Origin of the sequence: Pacificoceanicola algae (genome assembly GCF_049341065.1) — a bacterium.
Taxonomy (GTDB): domain Bacteria; phylum Pseudomonadota; class Alphaproteobacteria; order Rhodobacterales; family Rhodobacteraceae; genus Pacificoceanicola.
On the sequence record NZ_JBMPIX010000014.1, the window covers coordinates 55,173 to 73,677 of the forward strand.

General features: G+C 60.0%; 18 protein-coding genes and 1 tRNA gene. 8 read left to right on the plus strand and 11 right to left on the minus strand.

What is annotated here, in order from left to right; genetic code table 11:
• Window positions 1-33: 33 nt before the first annotated feature.
• On the minus strand, window positions 34-969 hold the full coding sequence (locus ACOYQJ_RS17880; RefSeq protein ID WP_422907363.1) for a tripartite tricarboxylate transporter substrate binding protein: 936 nt from the start codon (window positions 967-969) through the stop codon (window positions 34-36).
• Window positions 970-1,099: 130 nt separating this feature from the next.
• Between ACOYQJ_RS17880 and ACOYQJ_RS17885 the strand changes: the two genes are divergently transcribed.
• Entirely contained in the window at window positions 1,100-1,900 is an 801-nt protein-coding gene (locus tag ACOYQJ_RS17885; RefSeq protein ID WP_422907364.1) for an IclR family transcriptional regulator, read from the plus strand.
• A 16-nt stretch (window positions 1,901-1,916) separates the two neighbouring features.
• Window positions 1,917-3,272 carry an aminotransferase class III-fold pyridoxal phosphate-dependent enzyme gene (locus tag ACOYQJ_RS17890; protein ID WP_422907365.1) on the plus strand — a complete coding sequence of 452 codons (1,356 nt, stop codon included), beginning with the start codon at window positions 1,917-1,919 and terminating at the stop codon, window positions 3,270-3,272.
• Between the two features lie 91 nt (window positions 3,273-3,363).
• On the opposite strand, the gene oiaX is transcribed toward ACOYQJ_RS17890, so the two are convergent.
• Window positions 3,364-4,608, minus strand: coding sequence for a 3-oxo-isoapionate-4-phosphate decarboxylase OiaX (gene oiaX, locus ACOYQJ_RS17895; protein ID WP_422907366.1), 1,245 nt, complete (start codon window positions 4,606-4,608; stop codon window positions 3,364-3,366).
• A gap of 102 nt (window positions 4,609-4,710) precedes the next feature.
• On the opposite strand from oiaX, the gene ACOYQJ_RS17900 reads away from it, so the two are divergent.
• The 3 genes from ACOYQJ_RS17900 to nanR are packed head-to-tail and all read left to right on the plus strand — an operon-like array spanning window position 4,711 to window position 8,161.
• Window positions 4,711-5,730: a Gfo/Idh/MocA family protein gene (locus tag ACOYQJ_RS17900; RefSeq protein ID WP_422907367.1), complete on the plus strand. Its 1,020-nt coding sequence runs from the start codon at window positions 4,711-4,713 to the stop codon at window positions 5,728-5,730.
• Window positions 5,727-7,442, plus strand: a complete 1,716-nt coding sequence (locus ACOYQJ_RS17905; RefSeq protein ID WP_422907368.1) for a D-apionate lactonase family protein — start codon at window positions 5,727-5,729, stop codon at window positions 7,440-7,442. The genes ACOYQJ_RS17900 and ACOYQJ_RS17905 overlap by 4 nt, the downstream gene beginning before the upstream one ends.
• The gene (gene nanR, locus ACOYQJ_RS17910; protein ID WP_422907369.1) at window positions 7,439-8,161 is read left to right on the plus strand and encodes a transcriptional regulator NanR; all 723 of its coding nucleotides are present in this window, start codon (window positions 7,439-7,441) and stop codon (window positions 8,159-8,161) included. Before ACOYQJ_RS17905 ends, nanR begins: the two co-directional genes overlap by 4 nt.
• On the opposite strand, the gene ACOYQJ_RS17915 is transcribed toward nanR, so the two are convergent.
• Window positions 8,158-9,507, minus strand: a complete 1,350-nt coding sequence (locus ACOYQJ_RS17915; RefSeq protein ID WP_422907370.1) for a four-carbon acid sugar kinase family protein — start codon at window positions 9,505-9,507, stop codon at window positions 8,158-8,160. The genes nanR and ACOYQJ_RS17915 overlap by 4 nt on opposite strands.
• 112 nt (window positions 9,508-9,619) lie before the next feature.
• Here ACOYQJ_RS17915 and ACOYQJ_RS17920 point away from each other — a divergent pair, with 112 nt between their 5' ends.
• Window positions 9,620-10,447 carry a phosphogluconate dehydrogenase C-terminal domain-containing protein gene (locus tag ACOYQJ_RS17920; protein ID WP_422907371.1) on the plus strand — a complete coding sequence of 276 codons (828 nt, stop codon included), beginning with the start codon at window positions 9,620-9,622 and terminating at the stop codon, window positions 10,445-10,447.
• 120 nt (window positions 10,448-10,567) lie between these two features.
• On the opposite strand, the gene ACOYQJ_RS17925 is transcribed toward ACOYQJ_RS17920, so the two are convergent.
• Window positions 10,568-10,644: transfer RNA gene (locus tag ACOYQJ_RS17925), tRNA-Met, on the minus strand.
• Window positions 10,645-11,013: 369 nt separating this feature from the next.
• Here ACOYQJ_RS17925 and ACOYQJ_RS17930 point away from each other — a divergent pair.
• Window positions 11,014-11,271, plus strand: a complete 258-nt coding sequence (locus ACOYQJ_RS17930; protein WP_422907372.1) for a hypothetical protein — start codon at window positions 11,014-11,016, stop codon at window positions 11,269-11,271.
• 32 nt (window positions 11,272-11,303) lie between these two features.
• On the plus strand, window positions 11,304-11,522 hold the full coding sequence (locus ACOYQJ_RS17935; RefSeq protein ID WP_422907373.1) for a Hint domain-containing protein: 219 nt from the start codon (window positions 11,304-11,306) through the stop codon (window positions 11,520-11,522).
• Between the two features lie 111 nt (window positions 11,523-11,633).
• Here ACOYQJ_RS17935 and ACOYQJ_RS17940 read toward each other — a convergent pair whose 3' ends face one another.
• The 7 genes from ACOYQJ_RS17940 to ACOYQJ_RS17970 all read right to left on the minus strand — a co-directional run bounded on the left by ACOYQJ_RS17940 (window position 11,634) and on the right by ACOYQJ_RS17970 (window position 18,500).
• On the minus strand, window positions 11,634-12,947 hold the full coding sequence (locus ACOYQJ_RS17940; protein WP_422907374.1) for a DUF8689 domain-containing protein: 1,314 nt from the start codon (window positions 12,945-12,947) through the stop codon (window positions 11,634-11,636).
• A 121-nt stretch (window positions 12,948-13,068) separates the two neighbouring features.
• Window positions 13,069-13,602 (minus strand): prepilin peptidase, encoded by a 534-nt coding sequence (locus tag ACOYQJ_RS17945; protein ID WP_422907375.1) that lies wholly within the window; start codon window positions 13,600-13,602, stop codon window positions 13,069-13,071.
• A 15-nt stretch (window positions 13,603-13,617) separates the two neighbouring features.
• On the minus strand, window positions 13,618-14,478 hold the full coding sequence (locus ACOYQJ_RS17950) for a tetratricopeptide repeat protein (protein WP_422907376.1): 861 nt from the start codon (window positions 14,476-14,478) through the stop codon (window positions 13,618-13,620).
• A 31-nt stretch (window positions 14,479-14,509) separates the two neighbouring features.
• A complete protein-coding gene (locus tag ACOYQJ_RS17955; protein WP_422907377.1) occupies window positions 14,510-15,073 on the minus strand; it encodes a tetratricopeptide repeat protein in 564 nt (187 codons plus the stop codon).
• Window positions 15,074-15,076: 3 nt separating this feature from the next.
• Entirely contained in the window at window positions 15,077-16,048 is a 972-nt protein-coding gene (locus ACOYQJ_RS17960; protein WP_422907378.1) for a type II secretion system F family protein, read from the minus strand.
• 10 nt (window positions 16,049-16,058) lie between these two features.
• The gene (locus ACOYQJ_RS17965; protein WP_422907379.1) at window positions 16,059-17,024 is read right to left on the minus strand and encodes a type II secretion system F family protein; all 966 of its coding nucleotides are present in this window, start codon (window positions 17,022-17,024) and stop codon (window positions 16,059-16,061) included.
• Window positions 17,025-17,030: 6 nt separating this feature from the next.
• Entirely contained in the window at window positions 17,031-18,500 is a 1,470-nt protein-coding gene (locus ACOYQJ_RS17970) for a TadA family conjugal transfer-associated ATPase (protein ID WP_422907380.1), read from the minus strand.
• Window positions 18,501-18,505 lie beyond the last annotated feature (5 nt).

The following is an 18,505-nucleotide window of genomic DNA, read 5'->3' on the forward strand; positions in this document are numbered from 1 at the left end:
GGCGCCCCGAGAAAGGCGCCAGGTCCGCAGCTTTTACTCAGCGAGGATCTCGCCGATCAGGCCAAGTGCCTTGGTGTCCGTCTCGATCTGAGCAGTGGAGGCCTCGGCGTCCTGCCAGTAAATCAGCGCACCGGTCTGGGCCGCGAGTTCCTTGGCCTTGTCCGATGTGACGACCTTTTGCGCCACGGCCGCGATCTTTTCACGGGCCTCGGCGGGCACATCCTTGCGCACGAACAAGCCGTTCCAGAGCGAAACATTGAGCTCCGGCACAAGCTCCCCGACGGTGGGGGTGTCCGGGGTCAGCGGGATACGCTCGGCGCCGATCGAGGCCAGGACCTTCACATCGCCCAGGCAGGGCAGGATCAGTTGCAGCGTGGTGTTGATCACATCCGCGTCGCCCGAGGCCAACGTGTTGCAATCCAGCGCGTCAAAGGCGGCGTCCGAGGCGTAGGAAAAGTCCATCTTGGCAGCCAGCGCCTTGGTCACCTGCGTCGGCACCAGCGGTGCACCAAAATGGCCAAGCGCCACGTCGTTTTCCCGCGCATAAGCGGCCAGTTCCTCCATCGAGGAATAGGGCGCATCGCCGGATGTGGCGATCACGAAGGGGTAGGTCAGAAAGATGCCAACCGGATCGAAGGGGTTTGGCGACAGCGCAGGGATGCCCAGTTCGGGCCCGACAATCGGCACGGCGATCACAAAGCTGCCTATGGTGTAGCCATCGGCGGGAGCCATGGCGACTTCGGCCGCGCCGGGGAAGGGGCCGCCACCGCCGCCGGGCTTGTTCACCACGGCCGCCGGCGTGCCATAGGTCGCCTGAAATTCATCTGCGATCATGCGCGTCAGCACATCCTCAAGATCGCCGGGCGGGAAGGGAATGACGAATTCGACCGGCTTTTCCGGGTATTCTGCGAGTGCCGCGAATGGCAGCGAAGCAAGAGCCAGTGCGGCCCCGGCGAGGATATTTTTCATGTTGCATCTCCCGTCGATGGTTCATTATTTGAACCGATTGTATCAAATATTCTTGCGCGGGATTTGCTTTTCTGTCAACAAATGAGTCGAGAGATCGCAACTTTTTTTGGATAGGAGGCGCGGACCCAAGATGGGAACGATCACGAAGGCGCTGGAAATACTTAGTTATTTCTCTTCCTCGACGCCTGCCTTGGGGCTGAGCGAGGTCGTGCGCCGTTCGGGGCGCGACAAGGCGACCGTGCATCGTCATCTGGTGGAGCTGCAGGAAAACGGCTTTCTTGAGCAGCATCCTGAGACTCGTGCCTATCGTCTTGGTCCTGCGATTCTGCGGCTGGCGGCGGTACGCGAGGCGACCATGCCGGTACGCTCGGTTGTCCGGCCCATCGTCGAAGCGCTATCACGCGACGTGGGCGAGTTGGTGCATTTCTCGCTGCTGCAAGGAAAGGTGCTTTCGGCGGTCTGTCATGCCGATCCGGGGCACCATGGAACGCAGGTCCATTTTGACACCTCCGAGGTTTTGCCGCTGCACGCGACTTCCTCGGGTCTGGCTGTTCTGGCCTTTGGTCCGCAAAGCCTCCGGGATGAGGTTCTGAAGGCGCCACTTGCGCCACATGCCAAAGGCACGATCACCGATCCCCAAGACTTGCTCAAGGCCTTGGAAGATGTCCGCGCGCGCGGTTATGGCGTCAGCGATCAGACCTTTGATGATGAGGTGGCCTCGCTGGCCGTGGCGGTTTATGGCCCCGAAGGCCACGTCACAGGCGCCTTGGCTATCGCGGTGCCGATGGCGCGTATGACCCCCGAGAAACGAAAAGCTGCCTTTGCCGCCTTGCGCATCGGCGTGCAGCAGGTCTGCGCTGCCATCGGCGGGACCATTCCACAACAGATCACAAATGCATGGGCGTCCGAGACGCCAACTTCAACGTCCTGATCAAGAAAGGCCTGTCATGAAAGACGCCAATTTCCTCAAGGAACACAATGCCCGCCACGTCTGGCATCCGATGGCGCATCCCGCCGACAGCCTTGCCAACCCGCCGGACATCATCGTCGATGCCGAGGGCGTCGAGATCATTGATGTTGATGGCAACCGTCTTGTTGATGCGGTGGGCGGTCTTTGGAACGTCAATCTTGGCTATTCCTGCGCGCCGGTCAAACAGGCCATCGCCGCGCAACTGGACCGCTTGCCCTACTACTCGATCTTCCGCGGCACGACGAATGATAACGTCATCGAGCTGTCGGAAATGCTGAAAGATTTCTTTGCCCCTGACGGGCTGAGCCGGGCTTTTTATACTTCGGGGGGCTCGGATTCGGTCGAGATCGCATTGCGGTTGGCGCGCCAGTACCACAAGGTGCGCGGCGAAGCCGGGCGGGTCAAATACCTGTCGCTGAAAAAGGGGTATCACGGCACCCACACATTGGGCGCAAGCGTGAATGGCAACGCCAATTTCCGCACCATGTATGAACCGCTCATGCCGGGCTGCTACCATGTCCCGGCGCCCTACACATATCGCAACCCCTTTGGCGAAAGCGATCCGGAGCGGCTGGCGCAGCTTTGCCTTTCGGCCATCGAAGATGAGATCGCCTTTCAGGGGGCGGGCACCATCGCTGCCTTTATCATGGAGCCGATCCTTGGCGCCGGTGGGGTGATCCCGCCGCATGAAAGCTTTATGCCCGGCGTGCGCGACATCTGCGACCGCCACGGTATTTTGCTGATCGCGGATGAGGTTATCACCGCCTTTGGCCGGTCGGGCAGCTGGTCCGGGTCGCGCCATTGGGGGGTGCAGCCCGATCTGATGTGTACCGCAAAGGCGATCACCAACGGCTATTTCCCGTTTGGCGCCGTGATGATCTCGGACAAGGTGGCCGAAGTCTTCGAGCAGGACAAAACCGGGCGGGCGGCAATCGGGTCCGGGTACACGTACTCGGGCCATCCGGTCGGGGCGGCGGCGGCCATCGCGGCGCTGACCGAGACCGTTCGCCTGAACGTCAAGGACAACGCGGTGGCCCGCGGGGCGCAGTTGTTTGCCGGGATCGAGGCGCTGAAAGAGCGTTATGAGGTGGTCGGTGATGTGCGCGGCGGACATGGCCTGATGTGCGCGCTCGAGCTGGTGTCGGATCGCGCCACCAAGGCGCCGGTCGACAAGGGCACCATCGCCAAGGCCCATCGCACCGCCTATGAAGCGGGCGTGATGCTTCGGATTTCGGGGCCGAACATCATCCTCTCGCCGCCATTGGTGATTGAAGCCGCGCAGATCGACAAGATCCTTTCCGCGATCGACGCCGGGTTGGCAGCGGTAAGTTAGGCGTTAAGTTTCGGACCGGATTTCGGTCCGCAGAAAACATGTTTCCGGGCCACTAAGCCCGGATACGTTTCGCACGGCGCGCCACTTTGATCTAACCCCACTTGGCCAAAGCCGCCGCCAGTTCCGGGTGATCCTTGGCCCGGGCCTGCAATGAAATGCCCTCGGCTGCGGCTTCCCATGCCTGACGGATCGCCTTGACCCCGGCTGCCAATCCCATCGGGTGTCCATGTATCCCGCCGCCAGCCAGATACATCAGGTCCAGGGTGCCGCCGGTCCGCTGATAGGTGTCCACCGCCTGACCGCCCCATTGACCGGATCCGACCACCGGCAAGGCGCAATCCTCGGGCGCGAAAATCGGGGTCGAGACATCACCGAAGGACTTTACAAAGCTGTCGTCCGGCTCCCAATATTTTGCGCGAATGCCGTTGACCTGAAACTGATCGACGCCCAGCAGGCGCCAGATCTTTTGATAGGCGCGGAATTCCAGCCCCAGGCCAGGATGGCGCGTCAGGATATCCCAGCCGTTGCGATGCGCATGCAGGCACAGCCCGGATCTTTTGCGCAAGAAGCTCATCCCGCCGTAGCCAATCGAGTTGATGTTGATCACCGCCGCGTTGCCGCCATGCGCGATCACGCAGTCATGGCCGCGCATCATCTCGTCGGGGTCTGCCGAGGATATGCCAAAAGCATACATCACGCGCTTGCCGGTCTTGTCTTCGTGGTCCTTGATAACCGGCATGATCGCCTTGACCCGCGCTTCAAGCGGAGAGTAGCCGGGGCTCATCAGCTTTTCGTCGTCTTTGATGAAATCGACGCCCGCCTCGCAGAGATCCTTTATCACCTTGGCGGTTTCTTCGGGCAGCAGACCCAGCGACGGTTTGATGATCGAGCCGATCATCGGCCGCCCCTCGACCCCCATCAATCGGCGCGAGCCAGGCACACCGAACTGCGGGCCAGGGTGGCAAGCCCATTCGGAAGGCAGGTCGATATCCATCACGCGCACACCCGTCAAGCCGCGCACGGCAAAGACACCGCCGACGCAGATCGTCATGAGCGCGGCAATGTCTGTGCCGACGGCTTCAAGCGGATAGGAAATGGTCACATCGGCGCGCCTGTAGGGGCCAGTCCCGTCCGGGTCCGGGATCGAAGGCACGTCCAAGCGGGCAAGCGGCACGATCTCTTCAACCACGGCAGCGCAGCGGGCACGGACTTCTTCGGTCTCGCCCGGCAGTTCGGTAAAGGTGCCGGTGGACTGGTCCGAAGCGATCTTGGCCGCGAGGGCCCCCATATCGCCAGAGGTTTCAAGCCGGTAGGTGACTTTGATTGTGCTCGCCATGTGGGCACCTTTTCCATTGGGTTTGACCGAGGTGTAATGCTCATCATACCTGTTGACAACGTGCCTGTGCTTCGGGACGTTGGGATCAATCGGAGGACCGACATGAAGATAGCTCTGATCGGCTGTGGATTCTTTGCGCAGAACCAGCTTCACGCCTGGCAGGACATCGATGGCGCCGAGGTGGTCGCGCTGTGTGATCGCGACGAGGCGCGGCTGAGTGCGTCGGCGCAGGCCTTTGAAATCGCCCGCACCTATACCGAGGCCGAGACACTTTTCGCCGACGGGGGCTTTGACGTGGTCGATATCGCAACAACCGTGCCCTCGCATCGCCCTTTAGTGGAACTGGCGGCAAAACATGGCGTGCATGTGATCTGCCAAAAACCCTTTGCGCTGAACATGCAGGACGCCCGGGCTATGGTTGCCGCAGTCAAAAACACCGGCAAGCTTCTGATGGTCCATGAAAACTTCCGCTGGCAATCCGCTATTCGGGCCGCGATCGAAGCCCTGCGCGCAGGCGCCATTGGCGCGCCTTTCTTTGGCCGGGTCAGTTTCCGCTCTGGCTATGATGTCTTTTCGGGTCAGCCTTATCTGGCCGAGGGAGAGCGCTTCATCATCGAAGATCTGGGCATCCACATCCTCGATATTTCGCGCGCGCTGTTCGGTGATGTGACCCGGATCAGCGCGATGACGCGGCGAATCAACCCGGCCATCAAGGGCGAGGACGTGGCAACCATGCTGTTGCATCACGCAAATGATGTGACCAGCGTGGTTGATTGTTCCTATGCCACGCAGCGCCACCCCGAGACATTCCCCGAGAGCCTGCTGGAGATCGACGGGACCGAGGGCACTTTGCGGCTGGACGCCGGGTATCAACTGACGCTCCAGCGCGGCGGCCAAACCGAAACGCGGGATGTCAGCCCGCCGCTTTTTCCCTGGGCGTCAAAGCCTTGGCACAACATTCAGGAAAGCGTTTTGCTGATCCAGCAGCACTTTGTCGATTGTCTGCGCACAGGCGCGCAACCCGAAACCAGCGGGCAGGACAATCTGCAAACCTTTGGACTGGTCGAGGCCGCATATTTGTCCGCGCGGGAGCACCGCACAGTGGAGATGTCCGAGATATGAGCGACGCCCTGCGGCTTTTCGGCACCGAAGTGCCCGACACGCCCTTCGAGCGAATCACGCTGGGCCCGCTCAGTTTTTCGCTGCAAGACGGAGCTTTGCGCCATATCCGGATGGGTGACCAAGAGTTGATCCGCGGCATCGCCTTTCTGGTGCGCGACCGCGATTGGGGTACCTTGTCGCCGCGCCTGACCGAAGTGTCCCGGCAGATCGGAGAAACGGTTGAATTGGTCTATGAGGCGGGGTTTGAACAAAACGGGGCGCGGTTGGATGCGAGGCTTGAAATCAGTGCCAGCACGACCGGCCTTTGCTTCAAGGCGACAGGGCAGGCCAGCGGCGGGTTCGAGACGAACCGCGCGGGTTTTACCGTGCTGCACCCGGCCAGAACGGCGGGCAGTCCGGCCGTGGTGCGCCATTCGGATGGGACCGAGCAAAGCGCGTGCTTCCCGGTGCTGATCGACCCTTGGCAGCCCTTCATGGATATCACGCGGCTGAGCCATCAGGCCGGAGCGTGGTCCGTGACCTGCGCCTTTGAAGGTGACACATTTGAAATGGAGGATCAGCGCCAATGGGGGGATGCCTCCTTCAAAACCTATAATCGCCCGCTTGCGTTGCCCTGGCCATATGTGCTCGAAGATGGTGCGCCCTTTGCCCAAAGTGTCGAGCTGACTTGGCGCAAGGCAGGGGACGTTTTCGTTCCCCCCGCCGAAACGCTGTCCAGAGGGGCGGTTTTTCCGCAGACGGCTTTGGTGCTGACCGCTGAGGATGCCCTGCGCCTTGCGCGCGCGCCGCAGGATCTGGCGCTGGTCCTGCCGCAACGATTGCTGTGCCACGTAGATGCGGCGCTTGGTGGGGTCGACAGACAAGTCGCCGCTTTTGCCGGGTTGCAAAAAGCTGTGCCCGATATCGCTTATGATCTGGAACTGATCTGCCTTCTTGAGCAAGCGCCAGAGGAAGAGTTGTCCGCTCTGGCGGCGATGATGCGGGCGGAAGGTCTTGTTCCAGACAGTGTTCTGATCTGCCCCTCTGTGGATAGGCAATCCACGCCGCCGGGGTCGGAATGGCCGGATTGCCCGCCGCTGGAAGATATCCACCGCGCTGCATCGAAGGCCTTTGCAGGCGCGCTTCACGGTGGCGGCATGGTCAGCTTCTTCCCCGAGTTGAACCGCAAGCGGCCTCCGGTCGAGATGTTGGATTTCGTCTCGCACGGACTTTGCCCGATTGTCCACGCGGCGGATGATCTTTCGGTCATGGAAACGCTCGAGACGATCTCGCATATCACCCGGTCAGCGCAGGCGATCATCGGGGAAAGGGCCTATCGCATTGGTCCTGCGACTATTGCGATGCGCCAGAATCCTTATGGCACGCGCACCATCCCGAACCCGGAGCAGAGGCGGCTTTGCATGGCGGATGACGACCCGCGCCATCGTGGGGCCTTTGGCGCGGCTTATGTGATCGGCCTGGCCACGGCTTTGGCGTCAGCGGGCGCGGTCGTCTGGACGCCGGCTGGGTTTTATGGTCCACGCGGGGTGCATCCGGACTGGCCCGTCACCAAGGCGATTAAAGTGCTCAGCGGCTTGGCCGGTGCCCCGGTGATCGCGGCACAGATTGAAGGCGGACTGGCCAAGCTTCATCTTGGTGACACGCGCCTGACAGCCAACCTCACCCCGGTGCAAAACGGGGATCTCGGCCCCTATGAATGGACCCAAACATGACGTTGCCGCGCAAACCTGACACTGACAAGATCGTGCGCCGGAAGCTTTCGGATCAGGTCTTGGACAAGCTGCGCGACCTGATCACCTCGGGTGAGGTGTCAGCCGGCGACGCGATGCCGTCTGAGCGCGCTCTGATGGAGCGTTTTGGCGTCGGCCGACCAGCGGTGCGCGAGGCGCTGCAATCGCTGCACAACAGCGGGTTGATCACGATCAGCCATGGCGAACGCTCGCGCGTCAATGCCATCGACGCTGGTACCGTGCTTGGCCAAAGCGACGAGATTGCGCGGCTGGTCCTGTCTTCGGCCCCGGCCAACCTGCAGCACCTCAAAGACGCGCGGCAGATGTTTGAATTGGGCATGGTCCGGCTTGCGACGCAGCGGGCATCCGAGGCGGATATCGCTGATCTGCGCACGCTCATCGAACAGCAACGCAGCTTTTTGGGCGATGCCACCGGCTTTGTCGAAGCTGACATGCGGTTTCACACGAAACTTGCCCAGATGTCCGGGAACCCGATCATGGCCGCTGTGTCGAGCGCCATGCTGGGCTGGCTTTTCGAGTATCACAGCAGCCTGCTGCACTGGTCCGGCAAAGAGGATGTAACCTTGGCCGAGCATACGCGCATTGTCGATCTGATTGCGGCAAAGAACCCGGACGGCGCCGTGGCCGAGATGGCGCGCCATCTGGCGCGGTCGCAAGACGCCTTTGAAGCCAAGACTTAACGGGCCCCGCCGCCTTCCCGTATCCAGCCAAAGAAATCAGCGCTGCCCATCTGGCCGCCTTTAAGCGCGATCTCAAGGCCGTCGTGCGGAGTGTCGCCATAGGCCTTGCAAAGCGAGGCGCCGGGTACGGTCGGGGCAAGCGCCTGCATGGCTTCGAGCCCAAGCGCGCGCATGCCATGGCCTGACGTATCTCCACCTGAAATCACCGCGCGCCGGATCTGGGTTTGGCGCAGGATGCCATCCAGAACGCGGCCCAACGCCTGACCAATCATCTCATTCGCGCCTTCGGGTGAATAGCTGCTGCCCGACAGCGCCGCCCGCACCGCCGCGACCTGCGGATCATCGGGACCACTGGCGGAGCAGATCAACGGGCTGGCCCCTGTTTCAGCTACCTTGAGCGCGGCGGTGATGGATTGGGCGATGGTTTCTTCCAGCGCGGCAGGCTGGGCGATCACATGGGCCGCGTCAAAGCGGATGACCCCAAACCCATTGGCGGCGGACCACGCGATCTGCTCGGCGGTGATCGGGGAAACCGACCCGGACACAGCCGCGATCTGCGCCACTTTCCCCGCGCCTTGCGGGGGCAGAGCAGGCGGGATCATCCCGATATCCCGCCAATGCCGCACAAGCGCATATTCAACGCCTTGCGAGCCGACGGCCAAGCCAAGCCGATCGCGGTTTTCCCAAAGCAGCCGCCCGGCGGCGGTTTCGCTGGCCTGTTCCATCGTGTCGATGGACAAGATACGCGCACCGGCCTGCAATGCAGTTTCAAGCGTCTCTGCCGGATCGGCCCAAAGCGCTTCGAGGTCAATGAGCGCGGAGGGCAGGGCCGTTTGTCGGGCAAGATGGCGCAACAAATCTGCCTCATCCATCGGTGTGACGGGGTGGCGGGCCATGACCGGATGGCGATCCAGCCGGAAAACACCGTCGAAGGTGCCTGCAAACAAATGGCCAAAAGCCTGATAACGCCGCATCTGCGGGGCGGCGGTGATCATCGGGGCGGCCTGCGCGCCTGTGACCTTCAGGCCGATCTCGATGGCTGTGCCGATATTGCCCGAATGCGGGGCTGAATCGAAGGTCGAACAGACTTTGTAGTGCAGCAGCGGCGCGCCAAGGCTGGTCAGAAATTCAAATGGCGCAGGCAGGTTGTCCTGCATCCAGCCGGGGCCATGTGTGCGCGCGGTCGAGGCGATGCCTATGGCCTGCGCGCCCTTGAAACGCTCCAGCAAAGCGGGGCTCGGGATATCCGAAAACAGCACGCTTTCCAGTCCGGCAAAGGCCAGAACCTCCATCACAGCGGCAGAGCCCGTGAAATCGTCTCCGAACCATGTCAGCAGCGGCGCCATGGCGCATCCCTTTCGTCTGGGTGCGCCGGTTGGCGCGTTGACTCTTTGGTCCGATTATTATCTGATCATACCAGTTGCACAAGCCCGGACGGGCCCAAGAGGAGAGAATCGAATGACGACAGTTGCGCTTTTGGGCGCGGGCGGAAAGATGGGCGTGCGCCTGTCCCTGAACCTTGCCAAGACCGATTTCACAGTGCGCCACGTTGAGGTCAGCGAAGCGGGTCGTGCCCGTTTGAAAGAAGCCGTTGGCGCCGATTGCATCGAGCTGGACACGGCCATCGACGGCGCGGATGTTGTTGTTTTTGCTGTGCCGGACACCCTGATCGGCATGGTTGCGACAGGCGTCGTACCCAAGCTGAACCCGGGGACGATGGTGGTGATCCTTGACGCTGCCGCGCCGCACGCCGGTCATCTGCCCGAGCGCGATGACATCACCTATTTCGTCACGCATCCTTGCCATCCGATGATCTTCCACAACGAAGAGACCGAGGCCGCGCGTCTGGACCGTTTCGGCGGCGTCGCCCATCCGCAGGGCGTGGTGAACGCACTGATGCAGGGGCCAGAAGAGCACTACGCGCTGGGCGACAGCATCGCCAAGGCGATTTATGCCCCGGTTCGAGACACTTACCGGGTAACCGTGGACCAGATGGCGCTGCTTGAACCGGGCTTGTCTGAAACCGTCTGCGCCTCGCTTTTGGTGGTGATGCGGCAGGCGATGGATGAGGTTGTGGCCAAAGGCGTGCCCTATGATGCGGCGCGTGATTTCCTGCTGGGTCACATGAACATCCTCGGCGCGGTGATCTTTGACGTGCAAGAGGGGCAGTTCTCGGACGCTTGTAACAAGGCGATCGAGTTCGGTATTCCGGCGCTGATGAAAGATGATTGGAAGCGCGTCTTTGACGAAGATGAGATCATGGCGTCGATCAAACGGATCACCTGATAGCGCGCTGATCTGAAACGCAAAGCCCGTCGGAAATTTCCGGCGGGTTTTTTGCTGTTCAGGCCGCAAATCACTTAAATGCGGAGCAAGCGAAAAGATTGTATTCAAGGGAATAAACAGTGGTGGCGTGGGGGAGACTTGAACTCCCGACCTATCGATTATGAGTCGATCGCTCTAACCAACTGAGCTACCGCGCCATGCCACTGTGAGGCCGCTGATTACTGTGCAGGTCGTGGGGCGTCAAGGGCAAATTCGGCGAAAATTTCCGATGCAGCAAGCCCGCGCAAACCGCAGGCAGCCTGCCCTTTATGCATCTGCGGAAAGACATGTTGGCAACTCGGCGGATAGGGCTTTGTTTTCGGCAAGGGCGGCCACGACAGGAGGGGAGGCAATTGGAAAAACAAGTGCGAAGCATCGGTTACAGATGTATCCTCGGAAGCTCCCCAGCGGCTTGGGTCGGTGACGCGACTGCTGGAAGTGCCCATTGTGCCTGGCCAAAAGTGAATAATACGAGAATAAACCATTTTCAGATCGGGCTGAATGGGCGTGCCATCTGAAGTCTGAAAATGCCCGGATATTTCTCGGAGTTTCATATCTGCGGCGGTGGCAGCGAGTTTATCGAACTTGCGATCCCGACAGGTACGGACACGTCGTCGGATTCGGTGATGATCAACGCCTTTGGGGAAGTGCGGACCATATGCCGGGTTCAGAGCCGCGCCATTTCCTTTGTCGAAATGCCCGACGCACCCCGCCCGATCAAGATTTCCGCAGGTGCGCTGGGGCGTTCGAGCAGCTTGACTCGGCGGTTCCCAAACCGGTTCTGACGCCCGTAAAATCGCTGACGATGCTCAGAAGCGTGCGCGAGAAACTGGGGTGTCGAAAGGTGGTCTGGCATCATATCGCGCTGGAAACCCATGATCTGCTTCTGGCCGAAAACTGTGTGGCGGAATCGCTGTTCTTTGGTCCCATGGTTCTGCCCGGCCTGACTTGGCGGGAAAGCGGCGATGTTGAAAGGACTCTGTTGGACAAGTCCGTTTCAAAGGCAGCGCACACCAACAAGATTGCGCTGCCGTAATTTTCTCTGGGCACTGCTCGACGCATGCTCCCCGGCGCCAGTTGGTCACCAAGTCGCCTGCCCAGCGGTTGGCCCTTCAAGACGTGCATACGCAAGTTCAGCGCGGATGCGTCACTTCACGATGATTTCGTCTTTGACGAACATGTTGTCCCAAGCCTTGTCGACCAGTTCGGGTGTCATCTTGTAGGGCAGGCCTTCAAAATCGCACACGGCGATCATCTGATCTACAAGGAAGACTGGCTGATAGTTCGCGTAGATGCTGCTGATCGCCGGATACTTGTTTTTCAGCAGATGCACGAGGCTGGATTCATCCAGCTGCATCCGCTTCTTTCGGGCGACGAGCGCGAAAATCTTGAGGAAATCCTCTTGGCTGGGGCCACCGATCTTGATCTTGAAGAAGATTCGGCGCAGAGCCGCTTGGTCGAAGATCTCGTTCGGGTGAAAGTTGGTCGAGAAGATGACCAGCGTGTCAAAGGGAACCTCAAACTTTTCGCCCGATTGCAGAGCCAGAATGTCCTTGTTTTCTTCCAGCGGAACAATCCAGCGGTTAACCAGTTTCTGCGGCGGTTCGGCCTGACGACCAAGGTCGTCGACGATAAAGATGCCGCCCGAGGATTTGAGCTGAAGCGGCGCCTGATAGGTGCGCGCGGTTGGGTTGTAGACAAGGTCGAGCATGTCGAGCGACAATTCACCCCCGGTGATGACCGTGGGCCGCGCACAAAGCACATAGCGACGATCAAAACGCGCGGTGCGGCGCAATCCGTTGGGGTTGTCGATGTCTTCTTCGGCCATTGAGTGCACGATCGGGTCATAGACGGTGATCACCTGACCAGAATACTCGATGGCGCGCGGGACATAGATCTTGTCGCCCATGGCGTCGCGGATGCCGTTCGAGATCGAGGATTTGCCGTTGCCCGGAGGGCCGTACATCAGGATCGAGCGTCCCGAACTGACGGCCGGTCCAAGGTTGGCAATCAGATCGTCGGGCAGAATCAGGTGACCCATGGCGCTGGTCAGCTGATCGCGGGTGATCTGGATGTTGCGGATCGACTGGCGATTGACCTGCTCGCGATAGGCGTCAAGCGGCACGGGCATCGGGCCGAAGTATTCGGACTGGGCCAGCGCATCCAGGGCGCGCGCCTTGCCGCTGTCAGTCAACTGGTAAGGCATTTCACTGCTGACGGCGCCGCCAGCGCCAAGAGTACCCATCGCTTCGAGCAGTCCCTGAGACCGCGCCATATCGACGACTTCCTGCGTGATCGGCACAGGCAGGCAGACGGCCTTGGCCAGATCCGTCACCACATTGGTGTTCTTGCGAAACAGCGTCTTGAGAACGATGTCGCGGATCATCACATCCGAAAGGCCAACGTCCGGGAAGTTTTTTGGCGACGGGGGCGCCATGACGGCACTGGTCTGGATGTTCATAACGCGTATCTGCCCTGGTTGTTTTCAGGGAAGATGGCAGGTGTTTGTGGCAGATTGTTGACTGACTGGGGAAAGTTCCGGGGCAGGGCGCGCGGTTACTGCGCCAGAAACCGTCTCGACGTCACGCGCCGAAAAAGATCCCCATGATCAGATAGGTGCTGAGCATCAGAGCAAAGCCTGTACCCATGGGGATGGTAAAGCGCTGGCCTTTGCCAACCGATGTTTCGTCATCCACGCTGGAGCCGGCCCATGTGCGCCAGTCTGGCGCCAAGCGGTGCAACGGGGTCCAGCGGGTGATCAGGACCGTGATGGTGGCGGCTGCCATGGCGGCGGCGGCGATCAACAACATCAGGCGGATGTCGCCTGCGTTGATGAACAGCGCCAGAACGGCGGCGAATTTCACATCCCCCGCGCCAATCTGGCGAAAGAACCACAGCACCAGCCCATAGGCAAAAACCACCGCGTAATGGGCAAAGCGCCATGCGAACTCCACGAAAGGCATGGTCAGCAGGCCAATCACCACGAAGGTTAGGAACAACGCCCAGACCGTCAGATTGCTGATCTTCTTCGTGCGCATATCGACATAGAAGGTCAGAATGCAGATCGGCACCACGAAAGGAGCAAATAGCGCCGCCTGAATTGCCGGGATCTGCATCACGTTCTCGACCGCTTAGTTCGTGACCGTGGCCTCAAGCGCCTTGAGCGAGCGCGCGGCGGCTTCGAAGTGCTGAGGGTGGGTGTCAATGGCTTCGCGCAACAGGCCTTTGCCGATCTCGACATCGCCGCGCTTGATCGCGGCCAGTCCCAGAGAATGCAGCAGTTCAGCGCGTTCAATTTGGGTCATCGGGATCACAGGCATGGTGTAATTGCCCTGCGCCCCGCGCGCGAGGATCAGGTTGTTCTTGGCGGTGAACAGGTTGCGATCACGCTGGATGGCGTCAAAGAACAGACGTTCGGCCTCGGAGTAATCGCCGCGGGTCAGCTTGGAATATCCCCAGTTGTTCAGCACGTTGGCGGGCGTGGTGGTCAGGCCCACGGCCACTTCGTAAAAACTGTCGGCCTTTTTCCATTCCTTGTTGCCATCGGCGATCATCGCCTCAAGGCGGTAGCGTTTGAAGGTTTCATGCGTCGGCGGAATGGCGTCCAGCACCTTTTCGGCCTGATCCCATTCATTGGCGCGGATCAGCACGTCAGCCAGTTGCACCCGGTCGTCATTGGTGGCCTCTTCATGCGCCACAACCTTGGCCCAGGCGACCTTGCCTTCGGTGATACGCTTGGCTTTGACCAACGATAGGGCGAGCCCGCGCATCAGGTCAATGCGGTCGTTGTTCTCGGACAGGGCCCGCTGAAAGTAGGCCACGGACTCGTTCGGATCGCCGACGGTCAGCATGACTTCGTTCAGGTTGGTTTCGTCGATGACGTTCACGCCCTGAAATTCACGATCGACCGCGTCTTTGTCGATGCCTTTTTCACAGGCTGACAGCGCGGCAAAGCCTGCCACGGCCAGGGTCACAACTATGGGATGGCGCATGTTCCTGCGTCCTTATGCTGCTCTGCCTCGGTTACTCGCTTGTCGGCAGGATCAGATAGACACTGCTTCCCCGCCGTACGAGTTTGTATTCTTGTTCTAGATCCTCACCATAACTGGATTTTTCCATTTTTGCGAGGGCCAAGCGCAGATTGTCCCGAATTGAGTCACTTTGGCCATTGTCGAGTGCATAGGCCCGGCGAAAAACCTCGACCGCTTCGGCAATTTTGCCACGCTCGATCAGCACGACGCCCAGATTGTTCCAGGCTTCGGGCCAATCGCCTTCGACTTCGATGGCGCGGCGCAGCAGTTTTTCGGACTGGTTCAACCGCCCCAGCGCCAGATTGGCCGAGCCGAGCGCGGTCAGCACTTCGGCGGTCAGCCCACGTGTGCCAGCAGCGCGGGTATAGGCTTCGAGTGCCAACTCGTGCTCGCCCGCATCCATCAAACGGTGACCTACCAGAAGGCCATCCACCGCCTCGCCGCGCGGATCCAGCGCGGGGGCATAGGGGTTTGCGCCAGACTCAGTTTGGCCGCCCGTGGAACAGGCGGCCAAAGCGATCAGCGTCAGGACAGATCCCAGTTGGATCAGTTTCATGAATTATTGCCCGATACTACCCATCTGCGTAATGCCGACGGCCGAGGGACCCACGAGGATGATCAATAGCGGCGGCACTGTCAGCATCATAGTCGTCAGCGTCATCTTTGTCGGCAACTGGTTTGCTTTTTCTTCCGCGCGCATGACCCTTTTGTCACGCATTTCCCCGGCATAGACGCGCAGCGCGTCGGAAATCGAGGTGCCGAAGGTTTGCGCCTGGTTCAGCACGGTGACAAAGCTGGACACATCCTGCACACCGCAGCGTTCGGACATATCGTTCAAAACCTGGGTCTTGTCCTTACCGGCTTTCATTTCATGGGCGATGATTTCGTATTCATCAGCCAAAGCCGGATAGGAGGCCCGCAGTTCTTTCGAGATGCGCACGATGGATTGGTCCATCGACTGACCGGCGTCGACACAGACCAGCATCATGTCCAGCGCGTCCGGGAAACCGGACTGGATTTCGTCCTTGCGCTTTTCCACACGCTTGTTGATCCAGTATTTCGGCGCCATATAGCCCGCACCACCGGGGCCGAGGATATACATCAGCTTTTGTTGCATCGTTGCGCTGGCGCCGTCGACGAAGAACACGAAGTATCCGACCCCGACGGCCAGCAAACCCAAACCCAGCGCGAATTGCGCAAAGTAGTACATCTGAACCGCGTCCTTGCTGCGATAACCCGCCTGAAGCAGTTTCATGCGGATATCCGACAGCTCCTTGGCGTCCTGCGGTTCAAGGAACTGGGCGTATTTGTTCAGCTTGTCGTTCTTGCGCTTGTCCCGCAGAACAGCGCGGGTTTCCGCGTTCATCCGTTCCTGCCCGGTCTGACGGAGCTTGTCCATCGGATCAGGCTTTGACTTGAGCAGCAATGGGATCGTGGCGAGGATCATCAGAACCGCCAGACCGGCGACCACGATCAGCGGTCCGGCAGGGCCCAGCATGTCGGTGATCATTTTGTTGAGATTGTCGAGCATGGCAGCGTCCTCAGACCTTGATGTTCACAAGCGCTTTCATGACGAACATGTTCAGCGTTAGCATGATGCCCACGATAAAGCAGGCGGGAATAAACCACGGGTGGTCCAGCACTTCGTCGTAGTAATTCGGCTTGGCAACCTGAATGAAGACCAGCGCGCCGAGGGGGAAGGCGGACAGGAACTTGCCCGACCATTGTGCTTCCGCGGTGATTGCCTTGACCCGGCGGAACAGACGGAACCGGGCGCGGATCACCTTGGCCAGACCTTCAAGGATTTCAGCGAGGTTACCACCTGCCTGCTGCTGGATCGCAACGGCCACGGCAAGAAAGCGCAAGTCCTGCATATCCAGGCGTTCGGCCATGTGTTTCAACGCTTCGCCGATGTCACGGCCATAGGTGGCCTCGTCGGCGATGATACCGAATTCGGTGGCCAGCGGGTCTTTGATTTCTTTGGAGACGATGGAAATCGCCGAGGTAAATGGATAGCCGGTACGCAAGGATCGGACCATCAGTTCCACCGCATCGGGCAATTGTTCCTCGATCATGGCGAGGCGCTTTTTGGCCTTGTGGTTGACCCACATATAGACCCCGCCGACACCCATGCCGACGCCCATCAAAAGGCGGACAGGCAGGCTGGTTTCGGTGCCGACGCTGAGGCCAAGGAACGCGATGACGCTGACGGCGGCCATGACCAGCATCAGCTGTTGCGGCGTAAAGGCGATGGCCGCCTTTTGCGCCTTGTCCGCAAGGATCGCGTACAGCGGGAAGGACCGCGACTGCATGTGCTGGTCCATCTCCTTGCGAAGTTTGGCCAGAACATCTTCGCGCCCTTCGCCCTTGTCGAGCAATTCAAGGCGGCGGTTCACCTTGTTGTTCAGGCTGATCGATTTGCCGAAGGCGACAAGATAGACACCTTCGACCAAAACGAGCACGGCAATGAAGATCATGCCGTAGATGATCGGTTGTGCGCTGAGCATTATGTATTACTCCGGTCTGAAGGGTTCGTAGATCGAGGCGGGGATGTCATAGCCCCACATCCGGAAGCGTTCCGAGAAGTGGCTGCGCACGCCGGTGGCCGTAAAATGGCCGATGATCTTGTTTTCCGGGGTGAGGCCCACGCGCTGAAAGCGGAAGATTTCCTGCATTGAGATGACATCGCCTTCCATGCCGGTGATCTCGGTGATCGAGGTCATCCGGCGCGAGCCGTCTTGCAGACGCGAGGCTTGGACGATGAGGTTCACAGCCGAGGAGATCTGGCTTCGCACCGCCTTGAGCGGCATCTCGATCCCGGCCATGGCGATCATGTTTTCCAGACGGGCAACACCGTCGCGGGCGCTGTTGGCGTGGATCGTGGTCATGGAGCCGTCATGGCCGGTGTTCATGGCCTGAAGCATGTCGATGACTTCCTCGCCGCGCGTTTCGCCGACGATGATGCGGTCAGGACGCATCCGAAGAGCGTTTTTCAGACAGTCGCGCGGGGTGACCGCGCCTTTGCCTTCGACGTTCGGCGGGCGGCTTTCCATCCTGCCGACGTGGGTCTGTTGCAGCTGAAGTTCCGCCGTATCCTCGATCGTCAGGATGCGTTCACTGTCGTCGATAAAGCTTGAAAGGGCGTTCAGAGTGGTCGTTTTACCAGACCCCGTACCACCCGAAACGATGATATTCAGACGGGTGGCCACGGCGGCCTGTAGGTAAACGGCCATTTCCTCGGTGAACGCACCAAAGCGGACCAGATCGTCGATGCCCAGCTTGTCCTTCTTGAACTTACGAATGGAGACAAGGCTGCCGTCAATGGCGATTGGCGGGACCATGGCGTTGAAACGCGAGCCATCCTGCAGACGCGCGTCAACATAGGGGTTACTTTCATCGACGCGCCGACCCACCGCCGAGACGATCTTGTCGATGATCCGCATCAGGTGCTTTTCATCTTTGAAGGTCACGTCCGACAGGGATAGCTTGCCTTCTTGTTCGATAAAGATCTGGTGCGGGCCGTTGACCAGGATATCCGAAACCGTCTCGTCCTTGAGCAGGGTCTCCAGTGGGCCAAGGCCCTTCACCTCGTCATAAAGGTCGTTGATCATCGCGCGGCGTTCTTCGCGGTTCAGAACGATACCGCGTTCTTGCAGCGACTCGATGGCGATGGCGCTGATTTCCTCGCGCAGCTCGCTTTCACCGGCCTGATCGATGGCGGCGAGGTTGAGGTTGTCGAGAAGCGCGCGGTGCAATTCCAGCTTGATGTCCGAGAGCCGCTCCTTGCGCTTTTTCTCTTTGTCTTGCGGGGCCGCTTGCGCGGACTTGACCTTGACCTTGCGCGAGGCGCTCGGAATTGCGGAGGTGACCGGGGATTTCGCAGCAGTAAGAGCGGCCGCGGCCGCATCTGCGGCGACGGCGGCAGCGTCGACCTTTACCGGGGCGGCGTCTTTAAGCTGTGGCTTTTTGTATCTGGAAAACATATCCT

Bases quoted from the DNA above. Each gene is read 5' to 3' on its own strand.
- ACOYQJ_RS17920 (WP_422907371.1), top strand. From the start codon at position 9,620: ATGACGACAGTTGCGCTTTTGGGCGCGGGCGGAAAGATGGGCGTGCGC.
- ACOYQJ_RS17930 (WP_422907372.1), top strand. From the start codon at position 11,014: ATGCCCGGATATTTCTCGGAGTTTCATATCTGCGGCGGTGGCAGCGAG.
- ACOYQJ_RS17955 (WP_422907377.1), bottom strand. From the start codon at position 15,073: ATGAAACTGATCCAACTGGGATCTGTCCTGACGCTGATCGCTTTGGCC.
- oiaX (WP_422907366.1), bottom strand. From the start codon at position 4,608: ATGGCGAGCACAATCAAAGTCACCTACCGGCTTGAAACCTCTGGCGAT.
- ACOYQJ_RS17940 (WP_422907374.1), bottom strand. From the start codon at position 12,947: ATGAACATCCAGACCAGTGCCGTCATGGCGCCCCCGTCGCCAAAAAAC.
- ACOYQJ_RS17890 (WP_422907365.1), top strand. From the start codon at position 1,917: ATGAAAGACGCCAATTTCCTCAAGGAACACAATGCCCGCCACGTCTGG.
- ACOYQJ_RS17965 (WP_422907379.1), bottom strand. From the start codon at position 17,024: ATGCTCAGCGCACAACCGATCATCTACGGCATGATCTTCATTGCCGTG.
- ACOYQJ_RS17970 (WP_422907380.1), bottom strand. From the start codon at position 18,500: ATGTTTTCCAGATACAAAAAGCCACAGCTTAAAGACGCCGCCCCGGTA.
- ACOYQJ_RS17905 (WP_422907368.1), top strand. From the start codon at position 5,727: ATGAGCGACGCCCTGCGGCTTTTCGGCACCGAAGTGCCCGACACGCCC.
- ACOYQJ_RS17960 (WP_422907378.1), bottom strand. From the start codon at position 16,048: ATGCTCGACAATCTCAACAAAATGATCACCGACATGCTGGGCCCTGCC.
- ACOYQJ_RS17885 (WP_422907364.1), top strand. From the start codon at position 1,100: ATGGGAACGATCACGAAGGCGCTGGAAATACTTAGTTATTTCTCTTCC.
- ACOYQJ_RS17950 (WP_422907376.1), bottom strand. From the start codon at position 14,478: ATGCGCCATCCCATAGTTGTGACCCTGGCCGTGGCAGGCTTTGCCGCG.
- ACOYQJ_RS17880 (WP_422907363.1), bottom strand. From the start codon at position 969: ATGAAAAATATCCTCGCCGGGGCCGCACTGGCTCTTGCTTCGCTGCCA.
- nanR (WP_422907369.1), top strand. From the start codon at position 7,439: ATGACGTTGCCGCGCAAACCTGACACTGACAAGATCGTGCGCCGGAAG.
- ACOYQJ_RS17945 (WP_422907375.1), bottom strand. From the start codon at position 13,602: ATGCAGATCCCGGCAATTCAGGCGGCGCTATTTGCTCCTTTCGTGGTG.
- ACOYQJ_RS17915 (WP_422907370.1), bottom strand. From the start codon at position 9,507: ATGGCGCCGCTGCTGACATGGTTCGGAGACGATTTCACGGGCTCTGCC.
- ACOYQJ_RS17900 (WP_422907367.1), top strand. From the start codon at position 4,711: ATGAAGATAGCTCTGATCGGCTGTGGATTCTTTGCGCAGAACCAGCTT.